Consider the following 12122-nt stretch of genomic DNA (forward strand, 5'->3'; position numbering starts at 1 on the left):
GCCTACGGCATGGTGTTCCTACCGAATGAGGTGCTGGAGATGACGGTCCGGACGAGCGCGGCCGGTTGCGACGGGCCGCGTACTCCAGCCACCACGACCTCCTCGGACCGAAGGAATCCCAGAAGTGGATCTGCCACGTAGCTTCACCATCCGCGAGAGCGGACACCGCATTCACAACCCGTTCACCAGCGAGAAGCTGGCCACCCTGGGCCGGGCCCTCGGCCTGGCACCCGGGACGAGCGTGCTCGACCTCGCCTGCGGCAGCGGCGAGATGCTGTGCACCTGGGCACGCGACCACCAGGTGACCGGCACCGGAGTGGACATCAGCACCGAGTTCCTCGCCGGGGCGCGATCCCGGGCGACGGAGCTCGGGGTCACCGACCGCGTCACCTTCCGGCACGGGGACGCGACGGGCCATGTCGCGGACGAGCCTGTCGGCGTCGCGGCATGCCTCGGCGCCACCTGGATCGGCGACGGGGCGGCCGGCACCGTCGAACTGCTGCGGCGGAGCCTCGCCCCCGGCGGGATCATGCTGATCGGCGAGCCGTACTGGCGCCGAGAGCCCCGGGACCAGGCGACCGTCGAGGGCTGCTACGCCACCACGAAGGACGACTACCGCCCGCTCCCCGAGCTGCTCGAACTCTTCGGCCGGCTCGGCTGCGACGTGGTGGAGATGGTCCTCGCCGACCAGGACAGCTGGGACCGGTACGTGGCCGCGCAGTGGCTCAACACCCGGCGCTGGCTGGACGCGCATCCCGACGACGAGATGGCGGACGAGATGCGCGAGGACCTCGCCACCGGACCCGTACGTCACGTGCGCCACCAGCGCGAGTACCTGGGCTGGGGCGTCTTCGCGCTGATGAACCGCTGATGAACCGCTGATGAGCGGCTGATGGAACCGTTGATGAGCCGCTGACGGGCGCCGGGTGGGCTCCGCCGGTACGACGCACGTACGGTGCGGAGGAGCCCACCCGGCTGCCGGCTTCAGGAGGCAGCCGGTCCCGTCGAGAGACCGGCCTCGTTCGGGGTCGCCCCGCGCGGGGCGATCAACTCGGCGGGCCGCTGTTGAACTTCCGGGCGGGGGTACCCGTATCACTCCTCAGAACCGCCCGGAGGGAGAGCAGGTTGTCGACACCGTCCGACCCACAACCGCCGCCGAACCGGTCGGCGTTGGAACCGACCCACGTCATGCGCCGCCGCCGGTCCGGAGCCCTGTCGGAGCTGGTGCGGCAGGTCCAGGAGAGGGAGCGCGACCCGGACGACGGGTACGAGTTCATCGAGGTCCCGGGAACGGACACCGCCGCGCTGCCTCGGCCGGCGGAGGACGACACCCAGGAACTGCCGCCGTACATCGTCGACTTCGACGGTGACAAGGACTTCTACCAGGGCGATACACGCGGTCGTGAGGTCGCCCGCACGGCGGCGCACGGCCATACGTTCCTGTTCCGCCGCACGGCGATCGCCATCGCCGCGGTGGCCGCCGCCCTGGCGGGATTCAGCGCGGCTCTTCTGCTCACCTGGGACCGGGACGGCACCGACGACAAGGCGCAGGCTCCGCCGCCCCCGGCCGCGTCGTCGGCACCGGCACCGACCCCGTCCCAGCCCGCCGCGGCCCCCGAACCCGACCCCGATGGCGCCGGCACGCTCCGCGAGGGCGACAGCGGCCCGGAGGTGAGCGACCTCCAGGAACGACTCCTCCGCATCCCCAACGTGTACGACGGCGGCACGGCGACCGGCAGCTTCGACGCCACACTCGCTGCGGCGGTGGCCCGTTTCCAACTCTGGTACGGCATCCGGGGCGACGAATCAGGCGTCTACGGCAACGACACCCGCACGGACCTGGAATCGCGTACGGCGTCCTAGACCGCACTCTCGGTGCGGACGGGCATGATGATGCCCGGCCCGCATTCGAGGGGGAGGCGCATGGCAACCGTCGAACGGGAGCGCTGGGAAGGGCACTTCGCGGTGGGCCACGGCTTCCGTCGCGTCGACGACGAGGAGACGCGCCTGCTCGCGGAACACCTGAACCTGAGCCCGGGCCAGCGGGCCCTCGACGTGGGCTGCGGCCTCGGCGGCTGCGCCGCGGCGCTCGCTGGCCTGGGCTACCGCACCCTCGCGGTCGACTGGGCGGAAGCCTCGGTGGCCGCGGTCCGCGACCGGTACGCGGACGTGGAACCCCGAATCGCCGCGCGGCGCCTGGACTTCGAGGACGACCTGGCCGTACGCGACCAGTTGCCGTCGAACAGCTTCCACCTGGTGACGATGCGGCTCGTGCTCGCGTTCCTGACGGACAGGTCCGGCGCCGCGGAGCGCGTGCGTCGGCTGTTGGTGCCGGGTGGTGCCTGGGTGGTCACCACACCGCTGGCGGCCCGGCTCCCCGAGGAGCGCCGGCACATCGGGATGACGGCGCAAGACGTGTCGGACCTGATCGACAGCTGGGGCCAGGGCAGTTGGTACGACCTGGAGGCAGGCGGAGTGCGTTGTCTGGTCCTGCGCAAGTGAGAAGGCCGACGCGCGAACTAGCCTTTCGTAGGAGCCCGTTCGTCCAGGAGGCCATCCGTGCGGAGGTCGTCCCACAGGGGCTGCGGGACGTTCGTGGTGAGGGACGCGAGGTTGCTGCGTACTTCTTCCGCCGCGCGCATGCCCACCACGATGCCCGCGACCGTGGGGTGGAGGAGGGGGAAGGCCATGGCGGCCTGGGGGAGGGTCACGCCGTGGGTTTCGCAGATGTCGGCGATGCGGTGGGCTCGCTGGAGGAGGGCCTGAGACGCGGGGGCGTAGTCGAAGCGGGCCCCGGGGGTGGGGCGGGGGGTGGCCAGGAGGCCGGAGTTGAAGACGGAGGCCGCCAGGACCGAGACGTCGCGGGCAGCGCAGGCGGGGAGGAGGTCGTCGAGGGCACTGTGGTCGAGGAGGGTGTAGCGGCCGGAGAGCATCACCACGTCGACGTCGGTCTCCTCGACGAGCCGGGTGAGCATACCGGGGTGGTACATGCCCGCGCCGATCGCACCGACGACTCCCTCGGCGCGCAGCCCGGCGAGCGCCGGGCAGCCGTCACGCAGCGCGGTCTCGAAGTGGGACTCGGCGTCGTGGAGGAACAGCACGTCGATCCGGTCGACGCCCATACGGGTGAGGGAGTCCTCCACGCTGCGGCGGATCCCGTCCCGCGAGAAGTCCCACACCCGGCGGTGCGTCGCGGGCACCTCGAAACTCTCGTCCTTCCGCCCCGCCGGATCCTGTGGCACGAGCAGCCGGCCGACCTTCGTCGACAGCGTGAACTCCCCGCGCGGCATCGTCCGCAGCAGCTCACCCACGCGCCGCTCGGAGTGCCCGATGCCGTAGTGCGGCGAGGTGTCGAAATAGCGGATGCCGCCGTCCCAGGCCTCCGTCAGCGCTCCCGCCGCGGTCGTGTCGTCGAGCGGCTCGAAGAGCCCGCCCAACGGCCCGCCCCCGAACCCCAGCTCGGTGACCTCCACAGCGGTACGTCCGAGCCGGTTCCTCTTCATCCAGCGGGTCCTCTTCCTCAGGAGACACAGCACCGTCAGGACATGGTGTCCCGGCGGCGGCGTGACGCCAACCGCTTTTCCAGGGTGATCAGATCCAGCCCTCCAGTGACTTCATGAAGCCCTCGAAGTCGTCCCGGTGGATGGTGTGGCCCGCGCCGGGGACCGTGCGGACCTCGAAGTGGCTCGTTCGTAGGCGGGCGGCGTCCTCGGGGCCGACGAGGAAGCTCGGGTCGGCGAGTTGGACCAGTGAGGGGACCACCGGCTGTGCGGGAAGGAAGCCGAGCAGGGGGCGGCCGCCGAGGAAGTGGGCCGTGTCGGGATCCCAGTCCGCGAGGGTGGCGAGTTCGATGTCGACGTCGGCCTCGTCCCAGCGGGGGTTGAGCCGGGCGATGTGCTCGCGGGTCGCGTGCTTGCCCTCGACGAACGCGGCAGCGTTCACCCGCCGGTCGGGCGCGGACGTCGCCCAGACCGGGTCGCAGTACACCGCCCGAGACGGCCGCAGCCGGTCGACGGCCAGCGAGAGCGCGAGTCCGCCCAGGGAGTGCCCGATGGCCACGTCGGCCCGCTCGGTCAGCGTGTCCACGAGGTCGCGGGCGAAGAGCGCGGGGCTGTACTCGCCGCGAGGCGAAGCACCGTGCCCGCGCAGATCCACCGCGACCACCCGGTACCCGCGCTCGGCCAGCGCCGGTCCGACCCGCCGCCAGGTGCGGGAGTCCGACATGATTCCGTGGACGAGCACGGCGCTCTTGTCGCCGGATCCCCATGTACGGGTGTTGAGCTGCACGTCGATGCCCTTCTCGGTCCGAGGTCCAAGGTCCAAGGCCGCGGTGAGCGGCCGCCGTTCCCGCCACCGACTCACATCAGCCGGCGGTCCCGGCACGGGCCCGGGCCACGAACTCCCAGCCGCCGTGCGCCACTTCATACACCACGAACCCCGGCTCCACCCGCACGAATTCCGCCCCGCCCGGCGCCTTCACGGCCGATCGGCTCGCCGCGGGCACGTACACCTCGGCCGTGGAACCCACCGGCACCCGCACCGACAACCGTGTCGAACCGTCCACGACCGACCATGCCGCCGAAGCCTCGCCACGCACCGTACGGACCGACGTGCGGGCCCAGTTCACCCCCGTACGACCGTCCGGGCGGACCGTGAAGGTCCGGTAGCCCGCGTCTCCGGGACGCAGCCCGGCCACGTTCTCGTACAGCCACTGCACGACCGTGCCTTGGAAGTAGTGGTCGCGGGAGCGCGAGTCGAGCGGCCACATCTCCCACATGGTGTCGGCGCCGTTCTCGAACCAGTAACCCCAACTCGGGTACGTGCGCTGCGTGGCGATCGCGTGCGCCACCTCGGGATGCCCCTGCGCGGACAGCTGCCGCAACAGCACACTCGTCCCGAGCGCGCCGGTGTTGAGATGGTTGCCGCGCCGCTTGATGTCGGCGAGGAGCGAGTCGACGACCGTGGCCCGGGCGCCCGGCGGGACCAGCCCGAAGGCGAGCGGAACGCAGTTGTTGGTCTGCCGGTAGCCGGGGTCCTTCGCCGTGCGGTAGTGGCCGTCCGGGCCCAGGAAGGCCGCGTTGAACGCTGACTTGAGCCCGTCGGCGGCCCTGCGGTAGCGGTCCGCGACCCCGGCGTCGCGCAGCAGATCGGCCAGTTCCGCCGTGTCCGTGAGTGCCCGGTGCAGATACGCCGTCGCGGTCAGCCGGGTGTCCTCGGGCGGGTTGCCGCCGTACCCCGGCGGCAGATAGTCGCCCAGGGCGGTCACCGCGAGCCCGTCCCTCAGCCGGGAGATCTCCCAGTCCAGGTAGCGCGTCAGCGGCGCCCAGTGGTCGCGGGCCAGCCGCTCGTCACCGTAGACGCGGTACATCTCCCGCAGCAGGAAGGGGTACACCGTCGTCCACTCCGGTGACGGGCCGAGGTCGCCGTAGCCCCAGCCGCCGCTCGGCACGATCACCGGCAGCTGCCCGTCCGGGTTCTGACTGTCCTTCAGGTCACCGAGCCACTTCGACAGGAAGCGGTGCACTCCGAGGGCGTACGTCATCACCGGCGCACCCAACTGGGCGTCACCGGTCCAGCCGTTCTTCTCGTACATCGGTGTGTCCGTCGGAATGCCGTGCAGGTTGTTGAGGACCGTGCGCCGCATCGCCCCCTCCAACCGCTCGTAGAACGGCTCGGAACACGCGAAAGCACCCGTCTCCGCCACGCGCGTATGGACGACCCGGCCCAGCACCTGCGACGGCTTCGGCTTCACGGGCAGCCCGCTGACCTGCACGTAACGGAAGCCCTTGTACGAGAACCTGGGCTCCCACACCTCGTCGGCGCCGCCGCCCGCGCACACGTACTCGTCGGTCTGGAACCGGCCCGGCACATGCCCGGTCTCGGCGTGGACGCTCCCGTCGGACTTCAGCTTCTCTCCGTGGATCATGCGTACGGTCGTCCCGGCGTCGGCCCGTACGGTCAACTTCGTCCAGCCGGCCATCGTGCGGCCCATGTCGACGACGTACACGCCCTCGGTCAACTCCTCGACGGCGACCGGGCGTACGGTCTCGACGATCTCGATCGGATCGTGCGGCTGCGCGTGCAGGGCGCCCTTCGGGGCCGTCTGCCGCTGGACCTTTCGCCAGCCGCTGTCGTCGAAGCCGGGGCGGGACCAGGACGCTCCGGGTGCCTTGCGCGCGTCGTAACTCTCGCCTGCATAAAGGGAGTTGGAGAGGGTCGGGCCTTCGGTGATCCGCCACCGGTCGTCCGTGGCGACCGTGGTCCGGGAACCGTCCGGGTGGTCGATCTCCAGCTGGCCGAGGAGCCGCGGCTCGCCGTGCCACGGAGGGCGGTGCCAGTTCCACACGTTCGGTGTCGTCATGCCGAAGAAGCCGCGGCCGAGGGTCACCCCGATCGCGTTGGTGCCCCGACGGAGGAGGTCCGTCACGTCGTGCACCGCGTACAGCACGGTCTCGTCGTAGTCGGTGAAGCCCGGGTCCAGGACCTGGCGGCCGACGCGTCTGCCGTTGATCTCGGCGTCGTAGTAGGCGAGTCCGCTGATGTAGAGGCGGGCGCGCGCCACGGGCTTGGGGACGGCGAACTCGCGTCGCAGCAGCGGAGCCGGCTGCTCGGTCGCCGTGATCGACACACCGTTGCCCCAAGGGCCTTGTCCGTACGGCGCGAGCACGGCCGCCTCGGGCCACCCGCTGTCGTCGAACTCCGGCCGCTGCCAGCCCTCTTGCTCACTCTCGGCGCAGCGCCACCCCTCACCCGTGACCAGTTCGACCGTGTCCGATCCGGTCTCCACGATGAGCCGTACGAGCAGTCCTCCGGGGTTGACGGAGGCGCTGCCGCGGTTCGTCGCCAGCGCGGCGACGACGATCGGGCCGGAGTCGGCGGCTCGCAACTGCTCGGTGACGTCGACGAGATGGCCCTGCCGCCAGGCATCGGTCTGCTCGGGCTGGTGCACCACCCGCTCGCCGTCGACATACAGGGTGAAGTCGTCGTCGGCCGTGGCGAGCAGTGTCGCCTTCCGGACCTCCGCGCCGACGGGCGGAGTCAGCGCGCCGCGGAACCAACGGGGCCCGGCGGGCGCGTCGTTGGAGGTCGAACCGGGCGACCAGATCCAGGACGAGCCGTCGAACGTCGGCGGCTCGGGCGCGGCAGCCGCGCCGATCCAGAACCCTTCCCAGGCATCCGTCGACAACGTTGTCTCCCACCAGCGTGGCGCGCTCCACGCCGACGGTCGGCCCTCGCCGTCCCACACCCTGACGTGCCAGTGGTAGCGGGTGCGCGGATGGAGAGCCGGGCCGTCGTAGGCGATCCCGACGGTACGGTCCGACGTGACCCGCCCCGAGTCCCAGACCGCGCGCCGCCCCTGACGCAGGCCCTTCTCGCTCAGCGCCACTCTCACCTGGTACGCGCTCTGCCGGGCCCCGTGCCCCTCGGCGGCCAACTCCCAGGTCAGTCTGGGCTTTTCGACCTCGGTGCCGAGCAACGTCTCGGCGTACTCGACGGTCGTGCGCCCGATCCGCAGCCGGCCGGCCCCTGAGGCGCCGGCGGCCGTCCCCGCCGACGCGGTGGCGGTCTCGACGCTCCCGGCGCCCAGAGCGGCTGAGGCGCCCACTCCGGCGGCCGAGGTGCGGAGGAAGGCGCGGCGGTTCCAACCCTTGGTCATCTGGGGCCCCTTGGTTGCGTACATGCGTGCACGGATGCGGGTGGCGAAGCGATGAGGGTGTTTGAAACGATTCATTCGACTGTGAACGATCCTATGCAGTGCGACTGCCGGGCTTCAAGAGGCGTGCACGGTGTGGCGGTCGGTGCCGCAGGGGACGGTGAGGTCGGGAACAGGTGTCTCCTGCCGGGCCCCCTCGCTGCCGGGCGCCGGGCCCCCTCGGTGCCGGGCTCCGCGTCGAAGGCGCCGCCGTCCGAGTCTCCGCGCGGTTCAGGTGGTTCGCGACCGACCGGAACGGCCCGGCGCGTGCCAGAATCACAGCGTGGATTGGGGGATCCTCGAACGAGACGACGAGCTGGATCAGCTGGCCGTCGCCGCGCGGGACGCGGCCGACGGAGCCGGTTCGGTCGCGCTCGTCTTCGGCGAGGCGGGTATCGGCAAGTCGAGCCTGGTGAAGGCCATGCCCGCCGTGCTGCCCGAGAAGGCACGCGTCCTGGTGGGGGAGTGCGACGACCTCGCGACGCGACGGCCGCTCGGCCCCTTCCGCGACCTCGTCGGCAGCGTCGGCGCCGAACTGGCCCGGGCCCTCACGGTGGGCGGCGACCGGCCCCGGGTGTACGACGCCCTGCGGGCCGAGCTGACCGCCGCCCCGCACCCGGCCGTCCTCGTCGTCGAGGACGTGCACTGGGCCGACGAGGCCTCGCTCGACGCCCTGCGCTTCCTGGTGCACCGGGTGGAACGCCTCCCGGCCCTCCTGGTCCTCACCTACCGCGACGACGAACTGGACCGCCGCCATCCCCTGCACCATCTCCTGGGCCAGGTCTCCCGGGCCGAACGCGTGCACCGCCTCCCGCTGTCCCGCCTCTCCGCGGGCGCAGTGCGGCAGCTGAGCGCGGTGAGCCGCCTGGACCCGGCGGAGGTGTACGAGGTGACCTCGGGCAACCCGTTCTTCGTCGCCGAGGTGGTGGCGGCCGGTGGCACGGGCGGGGTCCCGCCGACCGTCGTCGACGCCGTCCTCGCCCGGCTGCGCGGCCTGGACGACCGTACCCGCGACGCTCTTGAGCAGCTGGCCGTGGTGCCGTCCGCCGTCGAACGGCCCCTGGTCGACGCGCTCTTCACGGACGGAGTGGCCGAACTGGCCGCCGCCGAACAGCGCGGACTGCTCACCGTGACACCCGAACGGGCCGGATTCCGCCACGAGTTGATCCGCCGGGCCGTCGCCGACTCACTGCCCGCCGCACGGCGCATCGAGCTCAACCGTCACGTCCTCGCCGCGCTCGTCGCGAAGTCCGGCTCCGACCCGGCCCGCGTCGTCCACCACGCGGCGGAAGCCGGCGACCAGGAGGCCATCGCACGCTACGGTCCCGACGCCGCCCGGGACGCCTTCGGCGCGGGAGCCCACCGGGAGGCCGCCGCCCACCTGCGGCTCGTCCTGCGACAGCGCGACCGGTTCGAGGCAGCCGAACTGGCCGACCTGCTGGAGCGGTACGCCGTCGAGAGCTACACGATCGCCGACTCCGCTGCCGCCGTGGACGCCGAACGGGACGCGGTCGCACTGCGCCGGTTCCTCGGCGACACCCGGGCACTCGGCGCCGACCTGCGCTGGCTGTCCCGCATCCACTGGTGGGCGGGCAACGCCGACGAGGCCCAGCGGGCCGCGCGCGAGGCCATCGCCGTACTGGAGGACGCGGGCGACGACAGGCTGCTCGCGCTCGCCCTCAGCAACACCTCCCAGCTCCACATGCTCTCCGAACGCACCGCCCTGGCCATCGACTTCGGCGAGCGTGCCATCGCCCTGGCCCGCCGCACCGGCGACGACGCGATCCTCGCGCACGCCCTCAACAACGTCGGCTCCGCCCGCTGGCGCGACGGCGACCCGCTCGGCCGCGCCCAGCTGGAGGAGAGCCTGAAGGTCGCGCTGGCCGCGGGCGAGGTCGAGCACGCCTGCCGCTCGTACGCCAACCTCATCTGGACGCTGCTCCAACGCCTTGAGTTCACCGAGGCCGACCGCTTCCTGGCACCCGGTATGGCGCTGGCGGACCGGGCGGAACACGTCGGCTTCCTCAGCTATCTCCATGTCGCGACGGCGCTGCGCAGTTTCGCCGCCGCGGCCTGGGACGACGCGGAGCGGCACGCCGAGATCGGCGCCCACGACTTCGTGCCCGCCCGCTGCCCCGCGCTGACCGTGCTGGCCCGGGTCCGCGTCCGCCGCGGACGCGAAGGCGGGGAGGAACTGCTCGACGAGGCCTGGGACATCGCCGTACGCACCCGCGAGCTGCAGCGCACCGGGCCGGTCGCGGTCGCCCGTGCGGAGGCGGCCTGGCTCCGGGGCGATCACGCGGCGGTGGTCGCGGTCGCCGGTGAGGTCTTCGATGAGGCACGCCGACTGTCCGCCATGCCGCACGTGGCCGAGCTCGGCTACTGGCTCACCAAGGCCGGCAGCCCCGTACCGGCGGACGGCTGGGACCATCCGTACGCGCTCCAGGCCGCCGGACGGTGGCGCGAGGCGGCGGAGGTCTGGCGCGCGGCCGGCTGCCCGTACGAGGATGCCGCCGCCCTCGCCGAGAGCCCGGACCCGGACGACAAACTGACGGCCCTCGCCGGTCTGGACGCGCTCGGCGCGGAGCCACTGGCCCGGCTGGTCCGCGGCGAACTGCGGCAGCTGGGCGTGCGCCACATCCCGCGCGGCCCGCTCGCCGCGACCCGGGACAACCCCGCGGGCCTCACCGAGCGACAGCTCCAGGTCATGCGGCTGCTGGCCCAGGGGCTGACCAACCCCGAGATCGCCGAGCGGCTCGTGGTGTCGGTCCGTACGGTCGACAACCACGTCTCCGCCGTACTGGACAAGCTCGGTGCCCGTACCCGGCGCCAGGCCACCGCCCGCGCCACGGAGCTGGGGCTGGTGCCCGGACGCGAGACATAGGTAGCCGCCGACGCCGAGCTGAGTGACCGGCACGGATGTCCGCGCACGGGGGACGGGACTAGAAACAGGCCCATGGAAGGGGCCCGGAAGCCGGGTCCCGGATCGGGGGATGCACATGTCCGTCACACCGGCACAGGCGGCCCGGCAGGAACTCACCCAGTTCAAGGGCCAGTTGATCGGGCCGGACGACTCCGGCTACGACGAGGCCAGTCCCGTCTACAACGCGATGATCGAGCGTCGGCCCGCCCTGGTGGCCCGCTGCACGAGCGCCGAGGACGTCATGCACGCCGTCGGCTTCGCCCGCGCCCACGACCTGCCGCTCGCCGTACGCGGCGGCGGGCACCACGGCGCGGGCCTCGGGACCTGCGACGACGGCGTGGTCGTCGACCTGTCCCCGCTCAAGGACATCGAGGTCGACCCGGAGGCCAGGACGGTCCGCGTCGGTGGCGGCTGCGTCTGGGGCGAGGTGGACCGGGCCACCAACGCGCACGGTCTGGCCACCCCGAGCGGGATCATCTCCACGACCGGCGTCGGGGGCCTCACGCTGGGCGGCGGCCTCGGCCATCTCACCCGCAAGTGCGGGCTGGCCATCGACAACCTCCTGGAGGCCGAGCTGGTCCTTGCCGACGGCCGGCACGTGCGCGCGAGCGCAGACGACAACCCCGACCTGTTCTGGGCGATCCGCGGCGGAGGCGGCAACTTCGGCGTCGTCACCTCGTTCCTGTTCCGGCTGCACGAGGTGGGCACGGTCGTCGCGGGTCCCACGTTCTGGCCCGTCGAGCAGTGCGCCGAAGTACTCGCCGCCTACCGCGACTTCATCCCGCACGCGCCCCGCGAACTCAACGGCTTCTTCCTCATCGGCGCGGTCCCGCCCGCCCCGCCGTTCCCCACGGAACTCCATGGGCGCAAGGCCTGCGGTGTCGTGTGGTGCTACGCCGGAGAGGACGCGGACGCGGCGGCGCGCGCGATGGCGCCCCTGCTCGACGCCCTGTCGGAACCGATGCTGCACGGCCCCGCGCCGATGCCGCACCCCATGATCCAGGGTGCCTTCGACGGCCTCTACCCGCCCGGCGACCAGTGGTACTGGCGTGCCGACTTCGTCAACGAGATTCCCGCCGAGGCGATCGACCTGCACGCCAAGTTCGGCGCCGAACTGCCCACCATGAAGTCGACCATGCACCTGTACCCGATCGACGGTGCCGTCCACGACCACGCGCCGACGGACACCGCCTGGAGCTACCGCGACGCACGCTGGGCCTCGGTCTTCGCGGGCGTGGACCCCGACCCGGCCAACGCCGACGACATCAAGCGGTGGACCGTCGACTACTTCGAGGCCCTCCACCCGTACTCGGCGGGCGGCGCCTACGTGAACATGATGATGGACGAGGGCCAGGAGCGCGTACGGGCGAGCTACCGCGACAACTACGCCCGGCTGGCCCGGATCAAGGCCGAGTACGACCCGGGCAACCTGTTCCGGCTCAACCAGAACATCGAGCCGGCCGCACGGCCCTGACCGACCGGAACCGGGATCGGCCCTGGCGCCTA

Annotated in this window: 8 protein-coding genes; 5 read left to right on the top strand and 3 right to left on the bottom strand. The window is 72.1% G+C overall.

The window, feature by feature from the left end; all coding sequences use genetic code 11:
- Positions 1–124 precede the first annotated feature (124 nt).
- From ACH4YP_RS34170 to ACH4YP_RS34180, 3 genes are all read left to right on the top strand, one after another.
- Positions 125–871: an SAM-dependent methyltransferase gene (locus ACH4YP_RS34170; protein WP_398494707.1), complete on the top strand. Its 747-nt coding sequence runs from the start codon at positions 125–127 to the stop codon at positions 869–871.
- Positions 872–1125: 254 nt separating this feature from the next.
- Entirely contained in the window at positions 1126–1863 is a 738-nt protein-coding gene (locus tag ACH4YP_RS34175; protein ID WP_361065457.1) for a peptidoglycan-binding domain-containing protein, read from the top strand.
- Between the two features lie 60 nt (positions 1864–1923).
- On the top strand, positions 1924–2502 hold the full coding sequence (locus tag ACH4YP_RS34180; RefSeq protein ID WP_361065454.1) for a methyltransferase domain-containing protein: 579 nt from the start codon (positions 1924–1926) through the stop codon (positions 2500–2502).
- A 17-nt stretch (positions 2503–2519) separates the two neighbouring features.
- Here the strand turns inward: ACH4YP_RS34180 and ACH4YP_RS34185 are convergent, their stop codons facing one another.
- The 3 genes from ACH4YP_RS34185 to ACH4YP_RS34195 form a co-directional block, all read right to left on the bottom strand.
- Positions 2520–3503, bottom strand: coding sequence for an aldo/keto reductase (locus ACH4YP_RS34185; protein ID WP_361065451.1), 984 nt, complete (start codon positions 3501–3503; stop codon positions 2520–2522).
- Between the two features lie 88 nt (positions 3504–3591).
- Positions 3592–4287 carry an alpha/beta hydrolase gene (locus tag ACH4YP_RS34190; RefSeq protein WP_361065556.1) on the bottom strand — a complete coding sequence of 232 codons (696 nt, stop codon included), beginning with the start codon at positions 4285–4287 and terminating at the stop codon, positions 3592–3594.
- 76 nt (positions 4288–4363) lie between these two features.
- A complete protein-coding gene (locus ACH4YP_RS34195; protein WP_398494709.1) occupies positions 4364–7657 on the bottom strand; it encodes a family 78 glycoside hydrolase catalytic domain in 3294 nt (1097 codons plus the stop codon).
- A gap of 319 nt (positions 7658–7976) precedes the next feature.
- On the opposite strand from ACH4YP_RS34195, the gene ACH4YP_RS34200 reads away from it, so the two are divergent.
- Positions 7977–10577: an ATP-binding protein gene (locus tag ACH4YP_RS34200; RefSeq protein ID WP_398494711.1), complete on the top strand. Its 2601-nt coding sequence runs from the start codon at positions 7977–7979 to the stop codon at positions 10575–10577.
- A 115-nt stretch (positions 10578–10692) separates the two neighbouring features.
- Positions 10693–12090 (top strand): FAD-binding oxidoreductase, encoded by a 1398-nt coding sequence (locus ACH4YP_RS34205; protein ID WP_398494713.1) that lies wholly within the window; start codon positions 10693–10695, stop codon positions 12088–12090.
- The last annotated feature ends 32 nt before the right edge of the window (positions 12091–12122 follow it).

Origin of the sequence: Streptomyces sp. NPDC020747, assembly GCF_044334695.1 — a bacterium.
In the GTDB taxonomy this organism is placed as follows: Bacteria; Actinomycetota; Actinomycetes; order Streptomycetales; family Streptomycetaceae; genus Streptomyces.